Origin of the sequence: Ruegeria sp. HKCCE4148 (genome assembly GCF_017872495.1) — a bacterium.
Lineage (GTDB): Bacteria > Pseudomonadota > Alphaproteobacteria > Rhodobacterales > Rhodobacteraceae > Ruegeria.
Genome location: NZ_JAEDOS010000001.1, coordinates 932,481 through 957,156, shown reverse-complemented (window position 1 = coordinate 957,156; position 24,676 = coordinate 932,481). Strand labels below are relative to the sequence as shown.

23 protein-coding genes and 1 riboswitch are annotated in these 24,676 nt (G+C 57.4%); of the genes, 16 read left to right on the top strand and 7 right to left on the bottom strand.

The genetic code is table 11. The annotated features are described in order from the left end of the window. Positions 1-579: 579 nt before the first annotated feature. From I9187_RS04675 to I9187_RS22070, 4 genes are all read right to left on the bottom strand, one after another. Positions 580-777 carry a hypothetical protein gene (locus I9187_RS04675; protein ID WP_170484359.1) on the bottom strand — a complete coding sequence of 66 codons (198 nt, stop codon included), beginning with the start codon at positions 775-777 and terminating at the stop codon, positions 580-582. A 269-nt stretch (positions 778-1,046) separates the two neighbouring features. Next, entirely contained in the window at positions 1,047-2,348 is a 1,302-nt protein-coding gene (locus I9187_RS04670) for a type II toxin-antitoxin system HipA family toxin (protein ID WP_209940075.1), read from the bottom strand. A gap of 1 nt (position 2,349) precedes the next feature. Further along, on the bottom strand, positions 2,350-2,601 hold the full coding sequence (locus tag I9187_RS04665) for a helix-turn-helix transcriptional regulator (protein WP_170484362.1): 252 nt from the start codon (positions 2,599-2,601) through the stop codon (positions 2,350-2,352). Positions 2,602-3,455: 854 nt separating this feature from the next. Then, positions 3,456-4,280 carry a heparin lyase I family protein gene (locus I9187_RS22070; RefSeq protein ID WP_209509589.1) on the bottom strand — a complete coding sequence of 275 codons (825 nt, stop codon included), beginning with the start codon at positions 4,278-4,280 and terminating at the stop codon, positions 3,456-3,458. A 142-nt stretch (positions 4,281-4,422) separates the two neighbouring features. Here I9187_RS22070 and I9187_RS04655 point away from each other — a divergent pair, with 142 nt between their 5' ends. After that, positions 4,423-4,719, top strand: a complete 297-nt coding sequence (locus I9187_RS04655; RefSeq protein WP_209509588.1) for a hypothetical protein — start codon at positions 4,423-4,425, stop codon at positions 4,717-4,719. A 4-nt stretch (positions 4,720-4,723) separates the two neighbouring features. After that, on the top strand, positions 4,724-5,302 hold the full coding sequence (locus tag I9187_RS04650; RefSeq protein WP_209509587.1) for a hypothetical protein: 579 nt from the start codon (positions 4,724-4,726) through the stop codon (positions 5,300-5,302). Between the two features lie 638 nt (positions 5,303-5,940). Here I9187_RS04650 and I9187_RS04645 read toward each other — a convergent pair. Then, positions 5,941-6,756, bottom strand: a complete 816-nt coding sequence (locus I9187_RS04645; protein ID WP_171177473.1) for a hypothetical protein — start codon at positions 6,754-6,756, stop codon at positions 5,941-5,943. Positions 6,757-7,416: 660 nt separating this feature from the next. Here I9187_RS04645 and I9187_RS04640 point away from each other — a divergent pair. Continuing rightward, on the top strand, positions 7,417-9,273 hold the full coding sequence (locus tag I9187_RS04640; protein ID WP_171178075.1) for an SLC13 family permease: 1,857 nt from the start codon (positions 7,417-7,419) through the stop codon (positions 9,271-9,273). A gap of 80 nt (positions 9,274-9,353) precedes the next feature. On the opposite strand, the gene I9187_RS04635 is transcribed toward I9187_RS04640, so the two are convergent. Then, positions 9,354-10,310, bottom strand: coding sequence for an NAD(P)-dependent oxidoreductase (locus I9187_RS04635; RefSeq protein WP_171177475.1), 957 nt, complete (start codon positions 10,308-10,310; stop codon positions 9,354-9,356). Between the two features lie 146 nt (positions 10,311-10,456). Continuing rightward, positions 10,457-10,674: riboswitch (cobalamin riboswitch) on the top strand. Positions 10,675-10,767: 93 nt separating this feature from the next. On the opposite strand from I9187_RS04635, the gene I9187_RS04630 reads away from it, so the two are divergent. From I9187_RS04630 to cobJ, 7 genes are read left to right on the top strand one after another with little or no spacing between them, the layout of a single operon-like run. Beyond that, positions 10,768-11,142 (top strand): DUF1636 domain-containing protein, encoded by a 375-nt coding sequence (locus I9187_RS04630; RefSeq protein ID WP_171177477.1) that lies wholly within the window; start codon positions 10,768-10,770, stop codon positions 11,140-11,142. 1 nt (position 11,143) lies between these two features. Next, positions 11,144-12,199, top strand: coding sequence for a cobalamin biosynthesis protein CobW (gene cobW / locus I9187_RS04625; protein ID WP_171177479.1), 1,056 nt, complete (start codon positions 11,144-11,146; stop codon positions 12,197-12,199). Positions 12,200-12,202: 3 nt separating this feature from the next. Continuing rightward, positions 12,203-15,496 carry a cobaltochelatase subunit CobN gene (gene cobN, locus I9187_RS04620; protein ID WP_171619785.1) on the top strand — a complete coding sequence of 1,098 codons (3,294 nt, stop codon included), beginning with the start codon at positions 12,203-12,205 and terminating at the stop codon, positions 15,494-15,496. Beyond that, on the top strand, positions 15,493-16,614 hold the full coding sequence (locus I9187_RS04615; RefSeq protein WP_171177484.1) for a cobalamin biosynthesis protein CobG: 1,122 nt from the start codon (positions 15,493-15,495) through the stop codon (positions 16,612-16,614). Before cobN ends, I9187_RS04615 begins: the two co-directional genes overlap by 4 nt. Then, entirely contained in the window at positions 16,614-17,243 is a 630-nt protein-coding gene (locus I9187_RS04610; RefSeq protein ID WP_171177486.1) for a precorrin-8X methylmutase, read from the top strand. Before I9187_RS04615 ends, I9187_RS04610 begins: the two co-directional genes overlap by 1 nt. Continuing rightward, positions 17,240-17,968, top strand: coding sequence for a precorrin-2 C(20)-methyltransferase (locus I9187_RS04605; protein ID WP_171177488.1), 729 nt, complete (start codon positions 17,240-17,242; stop codon positions 17,966-17,968). Before I9187_RS04610 ends, I9187_RS04605 begins: the two co-directional genes overlap by 4 nt. Beyond that, complete coding sequence (cobJ, locus tag I9187_RS04600) at positions 17,965-18,729, top strand: precorrin-3B C(17)-methyltransferase (protein ID WP_171177490.1); 765 nt, start codon at positions 17,965-17,967, stop codon at positions 18,727-18,729. The genes I9187_RS04605 and cobJ overlap by 4 nt, the downstream gene beginning before the upstream one ends. On the opposite strand, the gene I9187_RS04595 is transcribed toward cobJ, so the two are convergent. Continuing rightward, on the bottom strand, positions 18,720-19,466 hold the full coding sequence (locus tag I9187_RS04595; RefSeq protein WP_171177492.1) for a cobalt-precorrin-6A reductase: 747 nt from the start codon (positions 19,464-19,466) through the stop codon (positions 18,720-18,722). The two genes, cobJ and I9187_RS04595, sit on opposite strands and share 10 nt — an antisense overlap. Between I9187_RS04595 and cbiE the strand changes: the two genes are divergently transcribed. Genes cbiE through cobF form a run of 6 tightly spaced genes read left to right on the top strand, consistent with a single transcriptional unit; the run spans position 19,465 to position 24,602 of the window. Beyond that, on the top strand, positions 19,465-20,664 hold the full coding sequence (gene cbiE / locus I9187_RS04590) for a precorrin-6y C5,15-methyltransferase (decarboxylating) subunit CbiE (protein WP_171177495.1): 1,200 nt from the start codon (positions 19,465-19,467) through the stop codon (positions 20,662-20,664). The genes I9187_RS04595 and cbiE overlap by 2 nt on opposite strands. Continuing rightward, entirely contained in the window at positions 20,661-21,041 is a 381-nt protein-coding gene (locus tag I9187_RS04585) for a cobalamin biosynthesis protein (protein WP_171177497.1), read from the top strand. The genes cbiE and I9187_RS04585 overlap by 4 nt, the downstream gene beginning before the upstream one ends. Next, positions 21,038-21,832: a precorrin-4 C(11)-methyltransferase gene (cobM, locus tag I9187_RS04580; RefSeq protein WP_171177499.1), complete on the top strand. Its 795-nt coding sequence runs from the start codon at positions 21,038-21,040 to the stop codon at positions 21,830-21,832. Before I9187_RS04585 ends, cobM begins: the two co-directional genes overlap by 4 nt. Next, positions 21,825-23,141 carry a cobyrinate a,c-diamide synthase gene (locus I9187_RS04575; RefSeq protein WP_171177501.1) on the top strand — a complete coding sequence of 439 codons (1,317 nt, stop codon included), beginning with the start codon at positions 21,825-21,827 and terminating at the stop codon, positions 23,139-23,141. Before cobM ends, I9187_RS04575 begins: the two co-directional genes overlap by 8 nt. Next, positions 23,138-23,866, top strand: a complete 729-nt coding sequence (cobA, locus tag I9187_RS04570) for a uroporphyrinogen-III C-methyltransferase (RefSeq protein ID WP_171177503.1) — start codon at positions 23,138-23,140, stop codon at positions 23,864-23,866. The genes I9187_RS04575 and cobA overlap by 4 nt, the downstream gene beginning before the upstream one ends. Then, on the top strand, positions 23,859-24,602 hold the full coding sequence (gene cobF, locus I9187_RS04565) for a precorrin-6A synthase (deacetylating) (protein WP_171177505.1): 744 nt from the start codon (positions 23,859-23,861) through the stop codon (positions 24,600-24,602). Before cobA ends, cobF begins: the two co-directional genes overlap by 8 nt. Positions 24,603-24,676: the final 74 nt, after the last annotated feature.

Below are 24,676 nucleotides of genomic sequence, written 5' to 3'. Positions count from 1 at the left end.
ATGAAATGCTACGTGGTTGGTCAGCACGGGTACCGCTAGCGTCTTTGACGAGTTCGGAGGCTCGTACCAGCCCATAGACAGTTCAGCGAATGCTCGGGGATGAATATTGGGCCTTTCCTCTGTCTTGGCACAGCCGCTCATATGAACGTCTATTCAGCACAGTAGAGTTCGGGCAAATGGTTGAACCGTTGAGTTCCCTCTCGCAGCGCAAAGTTTCTGCGTGGATAAATCGCGCCGTATCCCGCACTTGCGCGTCCGCCCGCGATGCAGCGAAAGGTCGCTCTGAACTTCACCGCCCGAGCAATGTTGAATGACCCAAAACGGGAAGCGCAGGGCTTCGCTGCGTAAAGTCTTCTGCACTCGCAAAGGAATGTTGCATCAGCAGTAGCCGCGCGCGCATAAGGCGGATTAGTCCCGCAGAGCACCAGTTCCGCCAACTGTCGATTATGCACTTGCAGCGAAGGTCCGGTCTGAGGAGTTGCACCGATGCGACATCGGATACTTGTTGAAGTCCAATTGGCAGCGTTTCACACTCAGCTTCGGTTTTTCCGGGGCGGGAAACCCGCCCCGGCGCACCGGTCACTCAGCAACCGGATCGTCATCGCAGCGTGGGAAGGCGACCATTTCGACGTCAGGGAACATGCTGTGTTTGACGTTGATCGACGTGATGTTGCCGAGGTCGTCGGTGTTGACGAATAGCACGCCACAGCGGTCCCAGAAGTTCTTGCCGTCTTTTTCACCGGATTTGACGTTCAGTTTCAGAGTTTGAGTAGCCATTGTTTGATCCTCATTTTGAGTGTTTCGATGAACACGACCAACGCGGGCACCAAGGGGCTGTCAGCGAGAAACTTGCCTCGCGAGGAATGCGCTGGCGCAGGGGAATTTTCTTGTTGAAGCGGGGCTTGCACCGCGTCCGGCACGGCTGCCCGCTTATGTTCAGCAGCCGGAAACACGGCACTGAGGATCTGGGTTTGGCGCGACAATCTGACCTGATCTCGTTTGAACCAGAATAGACGCACTTTCGCACGAGGCAGGCGCAACCAGCTTTAGTTCAGCAGGTGCAACCTAGCCGTCAGCGCGCCATCGATCGAAGCAAGCAACGCCTCAGGGAAACCTTCCGGAAGCTGATTGAACGTGGCCTCAATGATCGCGTGCGAAGTCTCCTGCAGCTCTTCGAACAGGCGCTGCACGACTGCGCGGGAAATGCCGGATTTAACTCCTGTCTCCACGATGTGGCGGCCGACTATATTTGCCACTTTGTAGTGGTTTGAGTTTCCGAAATTCATAGCGAGCTTGAAGTATTTCCGCTCGATCTGCCGGGCGTCGACGGTCGGCTGCACCGTCAGCACGTCGTAAAGCGGTGTCATGCGGAAACGGCCGCCGGGTAAGAGGCTGACGCTGAAGTTCTTTCCATGACCATCTGTTGCACCCAGCAACCAGAAAAGGACATTCGCTTTGAAAAAATCGTACCGGTCTTTGTTGGGGTCATCACTTCCCAACAAGAGATCCATGATATCCGGGATCCCTGGACCGCCCTCGTTCTGGTACTTTTGCGTGGGCACAATGGATAGTGCTTGGCAGCAATCTTCCTGTGGCAGACGGATCAAGCGGCCATCAGACGTCCAGCGCCGATCAAAACGCTCAACCACCAAGGCTTTCTTGTCGCCAAATTGCGCCATCTCGACATTCGCCGCCCGAAGCCCAAACGCCTCCATCAGCTTGAGACACAAGTATTCATTCTCAATGCTGTCGGACAGATCCATGCCGTTGGGCAGTCTGCCTATTTGCGGCTTGATGATGTGCGTGGTTGGTGTCGTGCCGGTTGGCTCTATCCACTGGCCATCTTTACGAAGGAGCGCTGTCTTTTCCTGCGCGCCTGCGACCGAAATTCGGAAGTCATTCTCGCGGCGGATACCCAGTGGTGCTAGATCGAGGTCGCTCAAAATTGCCCCGATCTGCGCCTCGTCAACAGGTTCTCCCGTTAACTCGGACATTGGCTGGGGCTCTTGCCCATCGGGCAGAAACTGCAGCGCGCCAATGCAATCGCGCCCGATTTGTGACAGCAGGCTGAAGGCATCGACGCCTTCAGCCCCTACACGTTCCGCGACCCGTCGGCGGATGACGTCGCTGTCAGGCAACAGGTTGTCAAAAACGGCGAGCACAGGAGCGCCGCTGTAGCGGTTCTCCTGCAATGGCAATGATAGCGACACCGGCATCCGGTGCTCCCATTCGAGCCAGTCTCGCGCATAGGCGAAACTGACGCCGCCCGAGGGCTCACGGACCAACTGGCCCACGAGCCGCGAGTTCAGGAAAACGTTCAGCGGTGTGTAGCTGCGCTTACGGCCCATGTCAGAAGATGTCCTCTAGCCCGTCTGATGTGCCTTTACTGCGCTCGGTCACAGTTATTTCGAGATTCAAAGCCGCGATCAAATCGAATACCGTTTCCAGCTTGGCTCCACCGCTGCCGTTCTCGATCTTGGAAATTGTCTCTTGCCAGACACCGCTCATCGAGGCGAGTTCCTTCTGGGTAAGGTTCTTTGCCTTCCGAGCCTGACGAATTGCGTGGCCCAAGTTTTTTGATGTACGAACGAGGTGCTTCATGGCGGTTCTCCTGCCACTCCATATGACCTCTGGGTCATAAATTGTCAATATGATCTCCAAATCATAATCGCACAGTATGATCTGAGCACCATAAATCCGACGGCATTGGTAGCTGTCTCCCAGACTTAGCGAATGCTCTCACACCTGCAGCCCCGCAGCACGAACCTGTTCGGGCGTCACCAGCTGTGATGCAATCAAATCCTCGATCTGCCGGTTGGTGATGTGGCGGCATAGAGGATGGCGCTCGTGGATCCATTCGGCAAGGCTGGCGCGCCCTTTGGCTTCGGCCTCTAGCGCCTTCTCTCGGTCCGCCCGTATGTTCCCTCTTTCAGTCCTACGTGGTTTCTGCTGTCAAAGAACCACATTGAAAGAGTATCGCGATGGAAGCGACTTATCTCAGACCAGAATAATTCGTGATTTTAATCTGACTATGCTGATTTCCCCGTCGTCGTCGCTCGTTTCGCCGCACAGAACGAGCCAAGAAGGCGTCAATCACAGATTTCGAACGTCTGCACTGCCGCGACAGCTGACCCCGCACTGTCGTGCTCTGTCAGGCGTTCGCCATTAGACAAACTCCCAGAAGTTGATAGTAGCGAAATAGTCAATGCCATTTTCTAGCAGCAGCGGAGTCGCTATTTTTTACAATGTGTCTGAACGCTGCACACACGTATTTGGGTAGAAGCCCTAGCTATCTGTGCGACAGAAGGCCTACGTCTTGTGACCCAAGGCATGCCCTTGAATGAATCCAACAAGATTACCAAAATGTGAAGCCTCATCAGTGCAGGCGCTTTGTTCAAACAGACCTTGCGGAACTTTCTTAACGTAACTTTTTCCTGAACCAATCGTCATTCTATCTACCTTCCAAGCTTCTTCTGGCTATTTGCTCGTTTCACATTCGCGAAGTAGACCGTGCCTGGACGGACGTGCTTAACCCCTGCCGTGCAGCACAAATAGACGCCTATATCAAAGTGGTTCATTTTTGCCTTTTTGTGCGGAGCATTTGGAGCAACGTTAAGAGTTGGTCCACTGTAATTCGCGACTTGCTGAGCATCTATGTAGACGATGATTTGTCCGTCTGCCTTATGGGACCATTTGGCGTACACTTGAAAGTTCCGCCATTGGTTTTTGAAGTCACGCATGTTCATCAACGGAATGCGGGCAACGTCCCTGCAGTCGTGATTTGCAGCGTCGCGAGGCGCTTGGAGGCGCAAATAAATAGTGTCGCCTTGACCCTTGCGTGTAGAGTGGTTGATTGAAGCGTGAGGGCACGCGCCGCCCTTCCATTGAGTGAAAATGTAACTTCCCTTGGTCTGTGACCCTTGTGTAGGAAAGCTCGCTGGAACAAGCATATCCCACCCATACCAAGCCTCTGATGGTTGGGCGAAAATCCAAGTGCCATCGCTCTTAGCTTCCCTAAGCATTGAGCGGACAGAACCATATGAACAATCGCCCTTACCTGTACCATCGCCGTAGGTAGAAGTTACGCAATCACCGCCATAGATAGAAAATGAATGCACACGCTTTGCTTTAATACCGTCAACTTTACGCAACCGCTTGTATGAATTTGGCAAGTTCGATGCGCTCTGCTCAAATCTCACACCGCCCGCATTCAACGGGGCACTGAATGTCGCTACTACTATTGCCGCCACCAAAATTATTTGTGGCACAAAAATTTTCACTGCCTCAATCCTCCAATTTCGTTCATTCACGCGAAGCACAAGTAGCTCACGCTCCATCTATAAGTGCCAAATTGGGACTTGTTGCGCGTACCAGTCAAGCCCTATGTTGGAAATCAACTAGTTTGCAGCTTTGGGCTTAAGCATGGCAGGGATTGAAAAATTAGCACGTCTGAAGCAACTGCTACTTGGCATGGAGCGGGACTTAGGAATTGATGATTTAAGTGCCGTTCAGAGAAATATTGTGTACGCTGCAACGCTCCTGAGCGAAACTTCAAAAACGGTTGAGACGGAAGAACTGCGGCAACATGAATTGCTGAATGGTGTGTCGCGTAGTGCCTTTTTTCGAGCATTGCGAGAACTAGTAGAAGCAGGGTACTTACAACACGCGCAGGGGCGACAACGATCGTCGTATGTCGTGTCGAAAGAGTTAGGTAGCTGAGCCGTTGAAAGCATTTAGCGACCAAAACCTGCTGACACCGTTTCTTATTATCTCGCTTGCGCACCTACTCGCATTTGGAATCTCAATTTACATTTTACTCCCCCTACAAGCCCAATACACGCCAGAGCTAGCACCCTATGCCAGCTTACTTTTCCTCCCACATGGCGTCCGCATATTGTCAGCATGGATGATGGGCTGGAAAGCTATTCCGTTGTTCGCACCAACTGCTTTACTGACGCACTGGATGAACTTTGGGGTTGCGGGTTTTACACTGGCGGGGCTTGCTGGTGTTTTCTCTGGAATAGTGTGTGCTGCGGTAACCTTTTGGACGCTAGCAAGGATTGGGATGGACTTTCGAATAACGGCAAATCGTGCAGCAAATTGGCGAGATGTGATGGTAGCAGGTGCAATTGCCTCAGCAATCAATACCTTTGGAATGGGTTGGGCTTTTAGCCACAACACAGATACGCTGATTGGCTATTTCATTGGCGACGTGAGTGGATTGTTTGCATGTATGCTAATCCTCATGCTGGCTTTTAAAGTCATGCGCGAGACAGCTGAAAAGGCAAATAAGATCAACTAACTACGGGAAAGTTTATTGGTACACAAAACGGCACACAGCGTAAATTTTCCCGCGCATATTATTGAATTTAATTTATTATTCTTGCCGTCGATCTCTTGCAAATCCGTGTACACCGGTTCGATTCCGGTACTCGCCTCCAAATCAGTCAACCACTTTCGTGACGCCTTGCCGCGTTCTTGCGCCCACAATTAGCGGTGCGATTATGTTTTTGTGCCTTTAGGCCGCGATTTTGCTCGATTGGGTTTAGGCAATACCTTGTCGTTTTCATTCGGAACTGCCTGCATGTAACACTCGATAACTTGCGCTATGCAGCATGCCGACCAACCCCGATAACATCGCGAGTTGGCGTAGTGACAGAGCTGCGTTCAGCAATCGGGTCGCGGCTGTCACGTGTGCAACTAATAGTTAATAGTGCCCTCAATCAGCCATTGATCCATCGAGGTGTCCCAACCTCGTGCCGTTACTTTGCAATTTGGGTCGAAGCCACCATGCAAGGTCCTCCGACCTTGGTTTCAAAATGCGATGCAAATCAAATGGGTACTTCAGGCAATCAGTTTTGCCAATATGGCCAATGACTAAGGCAGGTGATTCCAAATACACGCCCCATCCCAAGCTTAGACTTGAATTGCCGGGCCTGTCTAAATTTGAGAGCCCATTTCACGCATTGCTTCTATTATGGTGTTCGCACGAAGTTTTTTTTGACCATCAGGCTCCTTAACCTGGCTCGCCATCGTCCAAGCCTGTAGCAAGCGGTCCTCCAATTCTGGATCATGTATCTTTTTCAAGTGAGGATCTGAAAACAGGTCTGGATCATTGGCGGGAAGAAGCTGTTCCACATTGTCTTCTTTCAATTGCTCCCAAGCGCCAATCCAACGTGCATCACGCCCCTGTTTGATTGCTTGTTCGGTCTTTTGGAGAAAGTTCTCAAGCACGCTTGGCGTTAGACCTCGATAACGCTCAGTATCTTTAAAATCCAAACCTTTTGTAAGCTCGATCAGTTTCGCTCTTTGCAGCTGAGAAATCGTATCTCCTGCTTCAGCGCAATTGAATCGCACCCATTTCTTAAAGTGTACCTCTCTCGGCCCGGCGCCGACATTAAGACGCTGCTCGGATGCCGCCGCGCCAAAGTCCGTGATTCCCAGCTCTTGCAAAAAACGTTTTGCGACTCCTTCACACTTCACTTCCCTAGTGTAAGGCAGCACTCTCACTTCGATTTCAGGAAACCTATTGAATGAGCCCCATAAGGGCAGTCTAGTAAATTGCAAAGACCGTCGATCTGCAAATTCGCGGAAACTATCAAAGCGTTGAAAGGCGGAAACCATTTGCGAATACGCCGAGTCTAATCCAGTGGCAGGGTGACGCAAAAAAAGAATACATGTTATTCTATAACCCAAATCCTCAAAATAGTTCTTAATTCGTTCCAAGCAAAGCGGTTCGCGCATAATCACAAACATTGTCTCTGAAGAAATTAGGAGATCTGGGAAGCCTGCGCCCGTTATCTCTGCGGTTAGGCTTTGAATTAACCCGGACAAATCTGTCCGCGCTGGCAATCCAGATATCGCACGCACAAGCTGGTGGTGTGCGCCATTCGTGTTCTGCCCTGCACTCGGAACGAACAGCCCGTGGTGATTAAACCAATCTCTATTGTCCAGAAGAAGTGTTTGAATTGACGTCGTTCCAGTCTTAGGCGCGCCAATATGCAGATAACAGTGCCGTGAGATGTCAAACTACCTTAACTATCAAGTCTTTGCCCGAGTTCGTGTTGTGAAAGCCTGACACCAACGTCACTTTGAAGTCAACTGGCACATATAGCACCTTCGGGTGGCGTTTATGATCGGGCTTTATAGAGAGCATTCCGGGCCATCCAGCCTGAAGCCGTTCGACCCTATAGCACATGTCAGAAGCTGAGATATCGGGTCTGGTAGCGTGTTGCCGCGCATTCGAAGAAGACAGTCATCGCCACCAAACACACCCAACCCAGTGCGAAGTATTATGTCCCTCATTCGGTCTAAAACGAAATTTCATGACAACGCGAACGGAATGGACTAAGGACTAATGCAAGAGAAGCCAAAATATCTGGACGAATTGTGGAATACATAGCATTTACCTTCGAGATGGGGGTCGTTTGCGCCCTTCTCGCTTTCACTGTTTTCCTGTTTGTGTCCGAGATCGTCAGAATTGATCTTTCCGCAATATTGGTTTTGGTTCTTGTCGGCTTGCTAAGCTACGCGCCCGGCCTTGAGAATCTGGCGGATGTGCCGCGTCTGTTTGATGGATTCGCGTCAAACGCAGTTATCTCGATCATTGCGGTCATGATTGTTGGCGCTGGACTGGACAAAACTGGCATCATGAACAAGGTTGCGGCTGCTATTTTGAAATATGGCGGCAAGTCGGAAAACCGGGTTCTGCCGATCATATCCGGAACCGTTGGCGTCATTTCGTCTTTCATGCAGAACGTGGGCGCGGCCGCATTGTTTCTGCCGGTTGTCAGCCGGATATCCTCGCGATCTGGAATACCTCTGTCGCGCCTGCTTATGCCGATGGGGTTCTGTGCGATTCTGGGCGGCACGATGACGATGGTGGGGTCTTCACCGCTGATCTTGCTTAATGATCTGATCCAGACAGCAAATGACGGATTGCCGGACTCTCAGAAAATGCAACCGTTCGGATTGTTCTCGGTAACGCCGATCGGTGCGGTATTGATCCTGACCGGCATCGGGTATTTTCTGTTGCTGGGGCGCTGGGTTCTTCCCGAAGCGGAAGGGGAAGACAACACTGGCACCGGTCAGGGCACACAGGAGTATTTGCAGAGGGTCTACGGGCTAAAGGCAGATGTATTCGAAGTTGTTGTGCCCGCGGAAAGCCCGCTGGTGGGAAAAATTCTTGCCGATATCAACCACGAGAGCCACCTGTACATCATTTCAACTTTCTATCGCGGTAAAACCTCGATGGTTCAGGTTCTGACCGCAGAAATCGCGGCCCCTTGTCGGCTGGCTATTGTCGGACGACGTTCTGAGGTTCAGGAATTTGCCACGAAATACGGTTTGACCGTTCTTCCTGATCTGGACATTTTTGTTGAAGAGTTCGCCCCCACCAATGCCGGCGTGGCCGAAGTGGTTATCACCCCGGACAGCAAACTGATCGGGAAATGCCCGCGTGAGCTTTTGTTCCGCAAGACTTATGGCATGTCGCTGCTTGCCATTCACCGAGGGGAAGAAACGCTCAGCCACGTTGAGACTGAAGATCACGAATCCACTCAGATAGGGCTTGAAAAGTTCCATGCCGGGGACATGCTTGTTGCGCATACCCGTTGGGACAACCTTATGCGGATCACGCGCGATCCCGATTTCGTTGTGGTGACAACCGATTTTCCACAGGATGAACTGAGGCCGCAGAAGGTCGGGTGGGCCCTTGCCTTTTTTGCCATTTCATTGTCCCTAATCCTGTTCACGGACGTGCGCCTTTCGCTGTGTCTTCTGACCGGGGCAGCCGGAATGATGTTGACCCGCGTGCTTAGCGTGGATGAGGCCTATCGTGCCGTTGGATGGAACACCGTCTTCCTGCTCGCCTGCCTCATACCTTTGGGACAGGCCGTGCAGAACACCGGCACAGCTGCATGGATCGCACAGCAAATCATGGTCATTCTTGACGGCTGGCCACTTTGGTCGCTTCAAGCAGGCATTGCCGTTCTGGCAACAGCGTTTTCATTGGTCATGTCGAACGTTGGCGCCACCGTTCTGCTCGTACCACTGGCCGTATCAATTGCCGTGGCTGCAGGAGGCAACCCAGCAGTCTTTGCACTCACAGTCGCCATATCAACCTCGAACAGCTTCATCATCCCGACCCATCAGGTCAACGCACTGATCATGGGTCCGGCCGGATACAAGGTCATGGATTTCGTACGCTCGGGCGGCATTATGACTGCTTTGTTCCTGATCGTTTCGTTGGTGATGATCAACGTCCTGTACTAGCGTAGCAATCGGGGCCGGATTTATGGGCTGACCAACCCCGACTGCCAATGACACCTCACTGGAAAGCCCAGGCTGGACCTTTACGCCGGACCTCGCCCTTGCGGAACAACCTCGTACCCTGGCTCTTCCGGTTCATCATCTTCCATCTCCGGCGGGAAACCGGGGGCTGTGATGTCCAGGCCTGTCGCCTCTTCCAGTCGTTTGATGATATTCGGCGACAGCTCGCGATCCCCATACCGGGCAATGCCATCTTCAAAAATCTTGATCATGACCGGGTTCATTTCCAGAGGCACCCCGGCGCGGTCAGCGACCTCTTGAAACAGACCAATGTCCTTTTTCACCAAGTCCATAGTGAAAGAAATATCGCGCGATCCGTTCAGGATGACCTGACTTTCCGTTTCATGCACAAAGGACGTACCGGACGAGATTTTTATCGCCTCGTATGTTGTGTTCAGATCCATCCCGGCAGCCTTTGCCGTGACCAGCGCTTCGGCGCAGGTGATCAGGTTGGCCGTGGCCAGATAGTTGGTCATCACCTTCAAAACCGAGGCAGAGCCCAATTCACCAGTGTGCAAAACACGCCGCCCCATGGTGGTCAGAAACGGCAGAATTCGCTCAAAAGTCGCACGATCACATCCCGCGAAGATCGAGATATTGCCGGTGGCCGCCCGGTGGCACCCGCCCGAAACCGGGCAGTCCACTGCCGCGCCTCCGCGTTCGATCACCTCGGCCCCCAAACGCTTGACTTCGGCCTCATCGGTTGTCGACATCTCCATCCAGATTTTGCCGGGGCCCACTTCGGGCAGCATCTCTTGCATGACCGCATCTGATGCCGCAGGCGATGGCAAGCAGGTGATGACGGCATCGCAATCGCGCATCAACTGTGCCGGACCTTCGGCTGCCTTTGCGCCAAGGGCGACGAACTCGCCCACCAGATCCGCGTTCAGATCATGCACTATCAGATCAATCCCGTTTCGCAGCAAGGAACCCGAAAGCTTGCCGCCAACGTTTCCCAACCCGATGAATCCTACTTTCATATGTCGCCTCTCCCTGCTGGCTTGTACCCGTCATGCGATCACGGATTTATCTGACCATTCATGCCGCCCAACGACAACCACAGGTCGCTTTTCACACCCACACCCTGATGTTACGCGCAACGCGCTTGACAAGCGGGCCAGCGGTGCCGCATGACCCATTCGTTGGTGTCGGCAAGAGCCGATGAAAAGGGAATGCGTCAACGGATCTTCCGCCAAACGCAGCCGCCCCCGCGACCGTGACCGGAGAGGGTGCCCAATGCCACTGGCCAAGGCCGGGAAGGCGGGACATCCGACAGAGGACCCTGACGTACCGGGCCTCTGACATCCGCAAGCCGGGAGACCTGCCAGCACCCGAAGTTGAAACCGGGCGGGGTGTTCCGGTATCGGGTCCATGTTGCAACACGTGGCCCGCTTGAAACCCCGTCCCCCGCGAAGAGGATTTGGGGGGATGAGAGACATGACTGAGACCACACCGGTCGAACTGCTGGTCTGCACGACCTGCCGCCGCGGGCTGCCCATCGAAGACGATGCGCAACGCCCCGGCACTTTGCTGCACCAGGCATTGGAACAAGCCGAACTGCCTGAAGGCATCACCCTGAAACCTGTCGAATGCCTTTCGAACTGCGATCAGGGCTGTTCTATCGTGCTGCGTGGTGGTCCCGATCGCTGGACCTTCGTTTACGAGAACCTGAACGAATTAGACCATGTCGATGTAATCGTCGACGGCGCAACCAAGTATCTGGCCACCGAAGATGGCCTGGTGAAATGGCGCGAGCGCCCTGAACATTTCCGCAAAAACTGCGCCTCGCGCATTCCCCCGATTGGAGCCTGACATGTCGAATCTCGAAAAACTTCCCGTCACCGTGATCACCGGCTTTCTGGGCTCGGGAAAAACAACGCTGGTCAAACACCTGATGCAGAACCCTCAGGGCAAACGTCTGGCCGTCGTCGTCAACGAGTTTGGCGATGTGGGCGTGGATGGCGATATCCTGAAATCCTGCGCCATCCCGGATTGCCCTGCGGAAAACATCATGGAGTTGGCAAACGGTTGCATCTGCTGCACCGTCGCGGATGACTTCATCCCGACCATCGAGGCGCTGATGGCGCTGGAACCGCGCCCCGAGCATATCCTGATCGAAACCTCTGGCCTCGCCCTGCCAAAACCGTTGTTGAAGGCGTTCGACTGGCCGGATATCCGCTCAAAGATCACTGTCGATGGCGTGATCGCTCTGGCCGATGCCGAGGCCGTCGCCGCCGGTCGCTTTGCCCCGAATGTCGAAGCTGTCGATGCCCAGCGCCTCGCCGACGACTCGATCGATCACGAAACGCCGCTGTCCGAAGTGTTCGAAGATCAGATCTCGTGCGCCGACATTATCCTTCTGACCAAGCCTGATCTTGCAGGGCCCGAAGGTGTGGCCAAGGCCAAAGAAGTGATCGCCGCCGAAGCCCCTCGCCACCTGCCTGTTGTCGAAGTCGCCGAGGGCGTTGTGGATGTCCGCGTTGTACTGGGTCTGGAAGCCGCAGCCGAGGACGACATGGATGCGCGTCCGTCGCACCACGACGGTCACCACGATCACGAGCATGACGATTTCGAAAGCACCATCGTCGAGTTGCCGGAACAAACCGATCCAGCTGATCTGGTCGCCAAGATCGAACGTCTGGCGACCGAGCTGAACATCCTGCGGGTCAAAGGTTATGCGGCAGTACAGGGCAAACCCATGCGCCTGCTGGTTCAGGCTGTGGGCGCACGCGTCCGTCACCAATATGACCGCCCATGGGGACCAGAGGAAGAGCGCCGTTCGCGTCTGGTTGTTATCGCCGAGCATGACGACATCAAAGAGGCCGAAATCCACGCGATCCTCGCGGGCGTCACCGAGGCTGCCGAGTAAACCATGCACGTCGTCTTCCGCGAAAGCCACGGGCTCGAGGAAACCGAGACCCCAACCGATCTGGGCCAAAGCCCGGCGGATCTGGTTGTTTTGTCCTTCTCGGACAGCGACCTCGGCGCTTTCGCGGCGGGCTGGCATCGTGGCGGCGGAACCGAGGGGCGAATGCCGACGCTTCGATTGGCCAATTTGACCGCGCTCAAACACCCTCTGTCCGTCGACACCTATGTCGAGCAGACGTTGGACGGCGCCAAGGGCATTCTGATCCGCCTGATTGGCGGCGTGCCTTACTGGTCCTACGGCTTGCAACAGGTTCTGGCGCTGGCGCATGCTAAGGGCATCGCGCTTGCCGTTCTGCCCGCGGACGGGCGAGAGGATACGCGGCTGGATGACTACTCTACCCTGCCCGTTTCAACGCTGCGCCGTTTGGCCCATCTGTGTGACACCGGTGGTGAGGTCGCAGCGCAAGCCGCATTGGCCCAGATGGCCTTGGCAGCAGGGCTTTATGCCGGGCCGGTGATGGGCGCAAAGACCCTGCCTGAATGCGGCGCATGGTGCCCGGATCGCGGTGTAATCCCAACGGATACCGCGTTCGAAGGCGACGCAAAACGTATCGTCGTCACGTTTTACCGCGCATATCTGACGTCGGCCGACACTGCCCCAGTCGCAGCTCTGATCCGCAGTTTGCGTGCGCGCGGATTTGCGGCAGTGGGCCTGTTCGCACCTTCGCTCAAAGCGCCAACTGCTGCCGATTGGTTGCGCGAGACGCTTGGGGCGTTGACCCCCGCTGCCATCATCAACGCAACGTCCTTTTCGGGCAAAGGCGCGTCGGGCACGTCTCCGCTGGATGCCGCCAATGTGCCGGTGTTTCAGGTCGCTCTGGCCACCTCGCGCCGCAAAGCCTGGGCTGAGGCGGAACGCGGTCTCTCGCCTGCCGACCTTGCCATGCATGTTGTCTTGCCTGAGGTAGACGGACGAATTTCGGCGGGCATCGCCTCGTTCAAAGAACCGGGCAAACGCGATCCTCATCTGGAATACTCCCGCTTTGCCCATCGGGCCGAGGCCGAACGGATCGAAGCCATTATCGACCGGGTATCAGGCTGGCTGCGCCTGAACGACAAACCAAAGACGGATCAGATCCCGGCGCTTGTGCTGTCGACCTACCCCGGGAAAGACTGGCAGATGGCCCATGCGGTGGGTCTGGACGCGCTGGCATCCGCCGAGGCGATGCTGTCCGATCTCCAGAACGAAGGTTATGACACCGCGCCAGCAGAACCGATTGCCGAGACTCTTTTGGACGCTCGGATTTCATGGCCGCTGGACGAGTACTTGCAAGCGCTGACCTATCTGCCCGAGCAATTGCGAACCGACCTTCGAACGGTTTGGGGCAAATGCGAAGACGATCCGGCCTTTGCAGATGGCGCGTTTCACTTTACAGCTCTACGCCGGGGCCAAGCTCTGGTCGCGCTGCAACCCGAACGCGGAACACCGGAACTGCGCGATGACGATTATCACGACCTTTCGCGCACGCCCCGTCACAGCTATGTCGCCTTTTATTTGTGGCTGCGCAAAGGTCTTGGTGCGGACGCGCTGATCCATATTGGTGCGCATGGCACATTGGAATGGTTGCCCGGGAAGTCCGTTGCACTGTCTGCTGATTGCTGGCCCGAAGCGCTGATCCGCGACCTGCCAGTGATCTACCCCTTTATCGTCAATGACCCCGGCGAAGCCGCGCAGGCCAAGCGTCGGATCGGGGCCGTCACGCTGGGCCATATCCCACCGCCGATGAAGGAAAGCGGGACGCCGGACCGGATGGTGCGGTTGGAGTCGCTGCTGGATGAGTTCTCGAACGCAGACGGGTTAGACCCCAAGCGCCGCGACCGTTTGCAAGAAGATATTCGGGACGAAGCGCAGGCCATCGGGCTGGAAAACGATCTTGGGCTCGATCAAGCCACCTGCACAGCCGAGGCGATCACCCGGATCGACCGTTTTGTCTGTGACATCAAGGAAAGCCAATTCGGCGACGGGCTACATATCTTTGGCCGCGTGCCCGAAGTGACAGGCAATTTCGACCCAACGGCTTCGGCCCATGCCGAACGAAGTGCTCTGATCGACGCGCTCGGGGGCAAAAGGATCGAGGCTGGCCCATCCGGCTCTCCCTATCGTGGGCGGTCGGACGTGCTGCCGACAGGGCGGAACCTTTATACAACCGACCCACGCTCGGTCCCAACCCGCGCAGCATATGCGCAGGGCGTCAAACTGGCTGAAGAGCTTGTGCGCCGTCATCTGCAAGAAGAAGGCGATTACCCCAAAGGGCTGATTGTTGACCTGTGGGGCTCAGCCACCATGCGTACTGCGGGCGAAGAATTCGCCATGGCGCTGCATCTTCTGGGTGTAAAGCCTGTTTGGGACAAAGGTTCAGAGCGTGTATCTGGCATCGAGGTGCTTCCGATCACGGATCTCAGTCGCCCGCGACTGGACGTGACGTTGCGCGTGTCGGGCCTGTTCCGTGATGTGTTCCCGACCCTTTCGGCGCTGTACGGTCAGGCCGTTCGTGCGCTGTCTGCGCGCGACGAAGCGCCGGACTGGAACCCCTATGCAGGCTTGGCCCCTACGGCCCGCGTCTACGGCCCGGCGCCCGGCAGTTATGGCGTCAACATGACCCAATTGTCCGAAGTCTACACCGACGAAGCGCGCGTCCAGGCGGGCGAGGCTTGGCTGGAAGCCAGTTCTTTCGCGCTGGAAGGCGAACACATCGCACAGGACAAAGACGGTATCACCCAGCGCGTGGCCAATGCTGACAGCTTTGTTCACCTGCAGGATCTGACCGAAACCGATCTGCTGCTGGCCAATGACTACGCTACGCATGAGGCCGGATTTGCGGCAGCCAAGAAAATCACCGGTGGTAGCGTGCAGCTTTACCATCTGGACAACACAAACCCCGAAATCCCCCGCGCCCGAACCCTGCCGGAAGAGATCAGCCGTGTCGTTCACGCTCGCGCCGCAAATCCCAACTGGATCGCAGGGATGCAACGGCATGGCTTCAGGGGCGCAGCTGAAATCGCGGCGACGCTGGATCACATGGCATCCTTCGCCCATCTGTCCGGGACGGTCGCACCACATCTGTTCGATCTTTACCACGATGCCACTTTGGGCAACGAAGAAGTGGACACCTTCCTGCAAGAGGCCAATCCCCTGGCCCATCAAGCAATGCAGGACCGGTTCCGCGCGTTGCTTGAGGCCGGGCTTTGGAACACCCGTCGAAACTCGATCCGGGCGGATCTGGAGGGCCTGACATGAGCGCTCCTATCGTGCAGGGTTGGTGCCCCGGTGCCCATCGTCCAATGATGTCTGGTGACGGATTGGTCGTGCGGGTCCGGCCCCGGCTTGCACGACTGACAGCGGATCAGGCGCTGGGTCTGTGCGACCTTGCAGATCGGTTTGGCAACGGGTCGATCGACTTGACCAACCGTGCCAATCTTCAATTGCGGGGCGTGGAGGACTATGACCATCAGCCGCTGCTTAAGGAGCTTGCAGCGCTGAACCTTCTGGATGCGGAACCCGGCATCGAGGTGCGACGCAATATTCTGGTCACACCGCTGTATCAGGCTGGTGATTTGACTGCGCGCCTCACCCAGGAACTGATCGACCGGTTGGCAGAGTTGCCTGCCCTGCCCGCCAAGTTCGGCTTTGCCATCGACACCGGACCCGCGCGGCTTTTGAACGCGGATTCAGCGGATATTCGTCTGGAAACGGGCGTTGACGGCCTGATCCTGCGCGCCGATGGCTGCGAAACTGGGCGACCTGTGACCGAGGCCGACGCCATTGATCATATGATCGCGTTAGCCATGTGGTTTTCAAAGATATACACTTCCGAAACTCGCCGCATGGCGCGGGTCATCGACGCGTTGCCGCAGGAATGGCAAGGACATGCGCCGGGCCCCGTCGGCTCAAAACTGCAACCTGGCCCATGTGATCTGGGCGCGCTGTATGGTGCAGCTTTTGGATCGCTGCCTGCGCGCAAGCTTTATGATCTGATTGACGACGGCGGCGCGACTGCCCTGCGTGTCACGCCGTGGCGGCTGATCTTACTGGAAGGCGGGGCGGCGATACCCGCAACAAAGTTTGTCACGGATGCCTCTGACCCGCTGATGACCACCGACGCCTGCCCCGGCGCACCGTTCTGCCCACAGGCGCAGGTGGAAACCCGCGACATCGCCCGCGCCTTGGCCGCGCGCATACCCGGACGACTGCATGTCTCGGGATGTGCCAAGGGCTGTGCCCGGATGGGGCCTGCCGACATCACATTGGTGGGCGCAAACGGACGATTTGATCTTGTAAAACAGGGCCGCGCAGGGGATGAGCCCTGCCAGCGCGGGCTCGACCCCGAAACACTCATGACTATGGACTTCACCTGATGCCCTACACATACGAAACCGATGGCGCGGCGATCTACAAGGAAAGCTTTGCCACCATCCGGTCCGAGGCTGATCTGGCCCGTTTTGATGCCGATGAAGAGCAGGTCGCCGTCCGGATGATCCACGCTGCGGGTATGGTCGGGCTGGAAGAGTTCATTCATTTCTCGCCTGGTTTTGTGACGGATGCCCGCACGGCGTTGGAAAATGGCGCACCGATCCTGTGTGATGCTCGTATGGTCAGCGAAGGTGTGACCCGTTTCCGCCTGCCCGCCGATAACGAAGTGATCTGCACCCTGCATGACGAACGCGTGCGCCCTTTGGCCGCCGAGATGAGCAACACCCGCTCTGCTGCCGCGCTGGAACTGTGGCGTCCGCATCTGGACGGGGCATTGGTCGCCATCGGCAACGCGCCAACGGCCCTGTTCCACCTTCTGAACATGTTGGAAGACCCCGACTGCCCGCGCCCTGCCGCGATCATTGGCTGCCCCGTGGGCTTTGTCGGCGCAATGGAATCCAAGGATGCGCTGTGGGAGGCACAACCGGTGCCGTCCTGCATTGTCAAAGGTCGTCTGGGCGGCAGTGCCATCACCGTGGCAGCCGTCAACGCCATCGCAAGCCGGGCAGAATGAGCATGGGCACCATATACGGCGTGGGTCTTGGCCCCGGCGACCCGGATCTGATGAGCGTCCGGGCAGATCGTCTGTTGCGCAATGCCAAGCATGTGGCCTTTTTCCGCAAGCCGGGCCGCAGCGGTCAGGCCCGCAAGATCGTCAACGGCATGATCCCTGAAGGTGCGGTGGAATTTCCGATGGAATACCCCGTAACCACCGAGATCCCCGTCACGGACCCGCGTTACAATGAGTTGCTGGCCGCATTCTACGAGGATTGCACTGCCCATCTGAAAACACTGTCCGAACAGGGCGAAGACGTTGTGGTTCTGTGCGAGGGCGATCCGTTCTTCTATGGCTCTTTCATGCATCTTTACAACCGGTTGCGCAATGAAACTCCGGTTGAGGTTGTGCCTGCAATCACCGGCATGTCCGGTGCGTGGACCGCGACAGGTGACCCGATCACATGGGGTGATGACGTGTTGACCGTGCTGGTTGGCACCTTGCCGGAAGACACTTTGGCCGAGCGTATGGCGCAAACTGATGCGCTCGTTGTGATGAAGATCGGGCGGAACATCGAGAAGGTGAAGCGGGCTTTGAAAACCTCAGGCCTCTATGACCGGGCGTGGATCGTCGAATACGCACAGATGCCGAACCAAACGGTGACAAAACTGTCGGAGGCATGCGAAAAGATCACCCCGTATTTCTCGATCATCGTGGTGCATGGTCAGGGACGGCGGCCATGAGCGGTTGGGTCAAGATTGCAGGGCTGGGGCCGGGCGACGAGGCATTGGTGACACCAGAAGTCACTGCGGCGCTGGCTGAGGCCACCGATGTGGTAGGTTACATCCCGTACGTCGCGCGTGTGACCGAACGCCCTGGCCTGACCTTGCACGCAAGCGACAACCGGGTCGAAATCGACCGCTCGCAACACGCATTGCAAATGGCTGCCGAGGGCAAAAAAGTTGTCGTCGTATCCTCAGGCGACCCCGGTGTGTTTGCCATGGCCGCAGCCGTCTTTGAGGCGCTGGAGAGCGGCCCGTCTGAATGGCGCGAACTTCAGATCGATGTACTGCCGGGCATCACCGCAATGTTGGCCGCATCTGCGCGGGCGGGTGCGCCCATGGGACATGATTTCTGTGCCATAAACCTCAGCGACAATCTGAAACCGTGGTCATTAATCGAAAAGCGTCTGCGTCTGGCGGCACAGGCCGATTTCTCGATGGCCTTCTACAATCCACGCTCAAAGTCTCGTCCGGAAGGCTTTGTAAAGACATTGGAAATCCTACGTGACGAATGCGAGCCCGAGCGCCTGATTATGTTCGCTCGCGCGGTTTCGCGGTCAGACGAGGCGATCCGAATTTCGACGCTTGCCGAAGCCACGCCCGAGATGGCGGATATGCAGACAGTGGTCATTGTGGGTTCGTCCCGCACCCGCGTGATCGAGCGCAAAGGCACACCAATCGTCTACACCCCACGTTTTACCCCTGATAAGGATCAGGGATGAGACAGCCAGTCCAGAACCTGTGCGACAGTCGTAAGCTCGGTCCGTTGCGGCAGAACCGGGCGGTCGATCATCAACACGGGCAAGCCCAGCGCGCGCGCCGCATCCAGCTTGGCCCGCGCGCCGGTGCCTCCCGCGTTCTTGGAGACGACAAGCTGCGTCCCATGGCGCTGCATCAGCGCGCGATCGTCGGCTTCGGTAAAGGGCCCTCTGGCAACGACAACTTCGGCATTCGGCAGGGGCAAGCTGTCGGGGTCATCCACCAGACGCAGCAGATAATTGTGCTGGGGCTGGGCGGCAAAATCCTCAAGATGCATGCGGCCAACGGCCAGGAAAACCCGCTGTGCGTCCCCGGACAGTGCATCGACAGCCGCCGCGATATCAGGGACGTGATGCCAGTTATCGCCGGTCTGCGGCGTCCACGCCGCGCGGGTCAGCGCGGCCAGGGGCATCTGCGTTGCCCAACACGCCTCGATCGCGTTTCGGCTCATCTGGGCCGCAAACGGATGGGTTGCGTCCACGACATGAGTGATGGCGTTGTCGCGGATGAAATCCGCCAAACCTTCCGAGCCGCCGTAACCGCCAACACGGACTGGCAAAGGCTGCGGGCGTGGCGTTTCCACCCGTCCTGCGTAGGAATAGACAGCCGTAATTCGTTGTTCCACAAAGGTTTTAGCCAAGGCGTTGGCCTCGGTCGTACCGCCCAGAAGCAACACATTGGGGATCAGGAGATTAGTCATGTCTGATGCTCCGTGGCTGACCGTTCTGGGATTGGGCGAAGATGGGCTTGATGGCCTGTCGCCAACAAGCCGTCAAGTGCTGGACCGGGCCGAAGTGATCATGGGGCCACCGCGCCACCTGTCGCTGGTGCCCGAAACCTGGGCGGAACGCATTGAATGGCCGGTGCCGTTTTCGGATGGCTTGCCGATCCTGCAAGGTTTGCGCGGGAAACAGACCGTTGTTCTGGCTTCGGGCGATCCGTTCTGGTTTGGCGCGGGCTCGGTCATTGCTCGCAATTTCGATGCCGGTGAATGGACCGCCCTGCCCGGCCAATCCACCTTTTCGCTGGCCGCTGCACGGCTCGGCTGGCCCTTGGAAAGTACTTTGACCTTTGGCCTGCACGCCGCGCCGCTGACCCGTTTGCGGCCCCATCTGGCCCCGGGTCTGCGCGCGATTCTGTTGCTGCGCGACGGAAAGGCTGTGGCGGAACTAGCAACATATTTGACTGAAACCGGTTTTGCAGATTCTTCTCTGCACGTTATGCAGGCTTTGGGCGGTCCGCGCGAAAGCTCCAAAACCGTCACTCTGACCGAGGCCCTTCTTGGCACGTTCGACCATCCCGTCTGCGTTGGCCTGGACGTCACTGGCTCAGGTCCGGCCCTGTCCAAAGCGTCTGGCAAACCCGATGACATCTTTGAAACCGACGGTCAAATCACCAAACGCCCCATCCGAGCGCTGACCCTTTCAGCGCTTGCCCCGCAACGGGGCGAACATCTGTGGGATATCGGCGGCGGCACGGGTTCAATAAGCATCGAATGGCTGATGTGTGATCCGACCCTTTCCGCAACGTGTTTCGAGCCCCGTGCTGACCGGGCCGAGCGTATCCGCCGAAATGCAGATACGTTGGGGCAGGATCGATTGAATGTAGTACACGGAACCGCACCAGAAGCGCTGTCCGGTGTCGACCTGCCGGATGCCGTTTTCATCGGCGGAGGGTTGAGCGCCAATCTGCTGGCGTGGCTGCGCGATGCGCTTCCCAAAGACACACGTCTTGTCGCCAATGCGGTCACATTGGAAAGCGAGGCCCTGCTGGCACGTTGGCACGAAGACTTGGGCGGTGACCTGCTTCGGATAGAACTTGCACAATCAGCCCCGCTGGGACCAAGGCGCGGCTGGAAATCCGCCTATCCGGTGGTGCAGTGGAGCGTGACGCTATGATCGTTGCTGGCCTCGGTTTCTCCTCTTCTGCGACAGCCGACAGCTTGCGTGAAGCGTTTGACGCGGCGACTGCGAACCATGATGTGGCAGCCTTAGCGACTGTCGCCGACAAGGAAGGCCATTCAGCACTGACATCCTTTGCAGAAGAGGTGTCTCTGCCCGTGCATTTCGTTGCCGCAGCTGATCTGGCCGGGCAACGCACGCTCACTTGCTCGACCCGTAGCCGGGCCACCTATGGCACCGGAAGCGTGGCCGAAGCATCCGCATTGGCTGCCGCCGGAAAGCTTGTTGGCTCGGGCGCGCGGTTGCTCTCACCCAGACAGATTTCAGACGACCGGCTGGCGACCTGCGCCATAGCCATCGGAGGACAAACATGACCGTTCATTTCATCGGCGCCGGACCGGGCGCCGCCGACCTGTTGACACTGCGCGGGCGCGATATCATCGCATCCTGTCCTGTGTGCCTTTACGCTGGGTCTCTGGTGCCGGAAGAGATCCTGAGCCACTGCCCCGAGGGCGCAAAGATCATCAACACAGCGCCGATGGATCTGGATCAGATCATGGCCGAGATCGACGCGGCCCATAAAGCGGGTCAGGATGTGGCGCGCCTTCATTCCGGTGATCTGTCGGTCTGGTCGGCTATGGGTGAGCAAATCCGCCGCTTGAAAGAGATGGGCATCCCGGTCAGCGTCACACCGGGCGTGCCTTCGTTTGCCGCTGCCGCTGCTGCGCTGGGTACGGAACTGACGTTGCCGGGTCTGGCGCAATCCGTGGTGCTGACCCGAACACCGGGACGAGCATCCTCGATGCCCGAAGGCGAAACCTTGGAAAACTTCGCGCGCACAGGGGCGACGCTGGCTATTCACCTGTCGATCGGCAATCTGGACAAGGTCATCGCCGATCTGACACCGGCCTATGGGGCAGATTGCCCGGTAGCCGTAGTTTACCGCGCCAGCTGGCCGGATGAGCAGATCATTCGAGCAACGCTGGAGACGCTGAAAGACGCGCTGGACGAGAAAATCTCGCGCACTGCATTGATTATGGTCGGTCCGGCGCTGGCGGGCGAAGGCTTTGACGAAAGCTGCCTGTATTCAAAAGATTACGACCGCCGCTATCGCCCGCAAAGCGCAGAAAGCCCTTGGTCCAGCTGGAGCCACGGCGATGACTAACCCCCCCGGCGTTCTGATTTCAGCGCCGTCCTCCGGCACCGGCAAGACAACGGTGATGCTGGGCCTGTTGCGGGCTTTGGCCGAGGATGGTCTGACCGTGCAACCGTTCAAAAGCGGACCCGATTACATTGATCCTGCGTTCCATCGGGCGGCAGCGGGACGAGCCTCGTTCAACCTGGACAGCTGGGCGATGGGTGATCCTTTGCTGAGCGCAATTTCAGCGCAGGCCGAAGGTGCGGATATCGTTGTGGCCGAAGGTTCGATGGGGCTGTTCGACGGTGTCGCCAAGCCCGGAGAGCTGGGCCACGGGTCAAGTGCTGAAACCGCTGCGCGGATGGGATGGCCGGTGGTGCTGGTTCTGGACGTCGGCGGTCAGGCGCAATCGGCGGCAGCGACGGCGTTAGGATTCAAGTTGTACAATCCCGATCTGCCTTTTGCCGGAGTGATCCTGAACCGCTGCGCCAGCCCCCGGCACGAGCGTTTGACCCGACTGGGCATGGAACGCGCAGGATTGCCGGTACTGGGCGTGCTGCCCCGTCGCGGAGATCTGACATTGCCGGAACGGCATCTAGGTCTGATTCAGGCGGTTGAGCATCCGGATCTGGAAAGCGCAATCGTCGGCTATGCTGCGTTTCTGCGCGAACATGTTGATCTTGAGGCGATCAAGCGGGCGGCTTCCTCAGGCCCCGGCGGGCCATCGTCAGCCGCGCTGCCGCGCCCACCTGCTCAGCGGATTGCGCTGGCTCGGGATGCGGCCTTTTCGTTCACCTATCCGCACCTGTTGGAAGGCTGGCGCGCGGCTGGGGCCGAAATCCTGCCTTTCTCGCCACTGGCCGATGAAGCCCCGGCGACGGATGCCGATCTGATCTGGTTGCCCGGTGGATACCCTGAGTTGCACGCCGGAACCTTGGCCGCAGCGAACACGTTCCTGACGGGTCTGCGCAAGCATGCCGAGACCAAGCCGGTTCATGGGGAATGCGGGGGCTATATGGCGCTTGGGACAGCGCTGATCGACAAGGATGGCGTGCAGCATGAAATGGCAGGCTTACTTGGGCTTGTGACCTCTTACCAGAAGCGAAAATTCAACCTTGGGTACCGCAAGGCTGAATTGCTGGCACAGATGCCCGGTTTTGCTGAAGGCGCTGCACTGCGCGGGCACGAATTCCACTATTCTTCGATTGTGGAGCAACCTGATGCCCCGCTTGCGCGTGTGTTTGATGCAGAAGGCGCAGAAGGCCCGCAGACAGGCTCGGTGCGCGGCAATGTCACCGGCACGTTCTTTCACCTGATCGCAGAGGCCTCGGCATGAGCGGCTTTGTCTCTTTCATCGGTTCGGGCCCCGGAGACCCTGAACTGCTGACACTGAAGGCCGTGGACCGGATGCAGAAAGCGGATGCCGTGCTGTTTGATGACCTGAGCAGCGGGCCCATTCTGAGCCACGCGCGCGAGGATGCGGATCTTGTGGGGGTCGGCAAACGGGCTGGACGCCCCTCGCCCAAACAGGACCACGTCAGCCGGTTGTTGGTGGATTATGCCCAGACCGGCCAGCACGTTGTGCGGCTGAAGTCCGGCGATGGCGGGATGTTCGGGCGTCTGGAAGAAGAGCTTGTGGCCCTGCGTGAAGCAGGTATTGCCTATGAGATCATTCCTGGCATCCCCTCAGCCATTGCGGCGGCGGCTGCAGCCGGTATTCCGCTGACACGCCGTCTGACCGCACGGCGGGTACAGTTTGTCACCGGTCATGACGTCAGCGGCGAACTGCCGGACGATCTGAACCTGACTGCTTTGGCTGACCCTCAGGCCACCACCGTTGTGTTCATGGGCAAGCGCACCTTCCCGCTGCTGGTTCAAGCGTTGAATGCTCATGGCCTGCCACTGGACACTCCGGCGTTGATGGCTGAATCCGTGTCGACCCCGGATCAAAAGCTCCGGCGCGCTACCATCGGCGCGTTGGCGGATCAGTTGAAGTCCGAGATTGGCAAAGCTCCGGCGCTGATCCTGTATGGCCCACTGGCGGAGTTCGTAGATGATTGACCTAAGCCTGATCGGCATCGGCACGGGAAACCCCGATCATGTGACCTTTCAAGGGGCGAAGGCGATCCGGGCGGCGGACTTGATTCTGATTCCGCGAAAAGGGGAGAACAAAGCCGATCTGGCCGGGCTGCGCGAGGAAATCATTGCCGAAGTAACCGATACCGCGCCCCAGATCGCTTACTTCGATATCCCCAAACGCCGCGCTGACGATGGCTATTTGCGCGGAGTTGACGAATGGCACGATGCCATTGCCCTGCGCTGGCAAGAGGCTATGGATACCCACCCAACGGCACAACATGTGGCCTTGCTGATTTGGGGAGATCCGTCGCTTTATGACAGTTCGCTGCGCATCGCGTCGCGGCTGGACCCCAAACCCAACACGAAAGTGATCCCCGGCATTACTGCCTTGCATGCGCTGACTGCGGCCCACGCGATCCCGATCAATGATCTGGGTGCGCCTTATGTCGTCACAACAGGCCGCCGCATTCGGGATGAAGGGTGGCCCGCAACCGGCTCAAAAGTAGCGGTTATGTTAGATGGAGAATGCTCGTTCCAATCCCTTGAGATGGCGGAATTCGACATCTGGTGGGGCGCGTATGTGGGTATGAAAGAAGAGCTGCTGATCAGCGGTCCGCTGGATCAGGTCGCGCAGCGGATTCTGGACACCCGAGCCAAAGCCCGCGCCGATCACGGCTGGATCATGGATATCTACCTGTTAAAGAAGCGCGCCGCATAAAAGCGCGAGCCGAACACGGGTTTGTGACTGCGCTACACGGCCAAGTCTGGCACACATGATTCAGCAAGTTTTCG

Coding starts and splice junctions, on each gene's coding strand:
- cobA (WP_171177503.1), top strand. CDS start 23,138: ATGAGCGGCTTTGTCTCTTTCATCGGTTCGGGCCCCGGAGACCCTGAA.
- I9187_RS04575 (WP_171177501.1), top strand. CDS start 21,825: ATGACTAACCCCCCCGGCGTTCTGATTTCAGCGCCGTCCTCCGGCACC.
- cbiE (WP_171177495.1), top strand. CDS start 19,465: ATGTCTGATGCTCCGTGGCTGACCGTTCTGGGATTGGGCGAAGATGGG.
- I9187_RS04635 (WP_171177475.1), bottom strand. CDS start 10,310: ATGAAAGTAGGATTCATCGGGTTGGGAAACGTTGGCGGCAAGCTTTCG.
- I9187_RS04585 (WP_171177497.1), top strand. CDS start 20,661: ATGATCGTTGCTGGCCTCGGTTTCTCCTCTTCTGCGACAGCCGACAGC.
- I9187_RS04665 (WP_170484362.1), bottom strand. CDS start 2,601: ATGAAGCACCTCGTTCGTACATCAAAAAACTTGGGCCACGCAATTCGT.
- cobF (WP_171177505.1), top strand. CDS start 23,859: ATGATTGACCTAAGCCTGATCGGCATCGGCACGGGAAACCCCGATCAT.
- cobN (WP_171619785.1), top strand. CDS start 12,203: ATGCACGTCGTCTTCCGCGAAAGCCACGGGCTCGAGGAAACCGAGACC.
- I9187_RS04655 (WP_209509588.1), top strand. CDS start 4,423: ATGGCAGGGATTGAAAAATTAGCACGTCTGAAGCAACTGCTACTTGGC.
- cobJ (WP_171177490.1), top strand. CDS start 17,965: ATGAGCGGTTGGGTCAAGATTGCAGGGCTGGGGCCGGGCGACGAGGCA.
- cobM (WP_171177499.1), top strand. CDS start 21,038: ATGACCGTTCATTTCATCGGCGCCGGACCGGGCGCCGCCGACCTGTTG.
- I9187_RS04610 (WP_171177486.1), top strand. CDS start 16,614: ATGCCCTACACATACGAAACCGATGGCGCGGCGATCTACAAGGAAAGC.
- I9187_RS04595 (WP_171177492.1), bottom strand. CDS start 19,466: ATGACTAATCTCCTGATCCCCAATGTGTTGCTTCTGGGCGGTACGACC.
- I9187_RS04630 (WP_171177477.1), top strand. CDS start 10,768: ATGACTGAGACCACACCGGTCGAACTGCTGGTCTGCACGACCTGCCGC.
- I9187_RS04645 (WP_171177473.1), bottom strand. CDS start 6,756: ATGTTTGTGATTATGCGCGAACCGCTTTGCTTGGAACGAATTAAGAAC.
- cobW (WP_171177479.1), top strand. CDS start 11,144: ATGTCGAATCTCGAAAAACTTCCCGTCACCGTGATCACCGGCTTTCTG.
- I9187_RS04640 (WP_171178075.1), top strand. CDS start 7,417: ATGGGGGTCGTTTGCGCCCTTCTCGCTTTCACTGTTTTCCTGTTTGTG.
- I9187_RS04675 (WP_170484359.1), bottom strand. CDS start 777: ATGGCTACTCAAACTCTGAAACTGAACGTCAAATCCGGTGAAAAAGAC.
- I9187_RS04670 (WP_209940075.1), bottom strand. CDS start 2,348: ATGGGCCGTAAGCGCAGCTACACACCGCTGAACGTTTTCCTGAACTCG.
- I9187_RS04615 (WP_171177484.1), top strand. CDS start 15,493: ATGAGCGCTCCTATCGTGCAGGGTTGGTGCCCCGGTGCCCATCGTCCA.
- I9187_RS04605 (WP_171177488.1), top strand. CDS start 17,240: ATGAGCATGGGCACCATATACGGCGTGGGTCTTGGCCCCGGCGACCCG.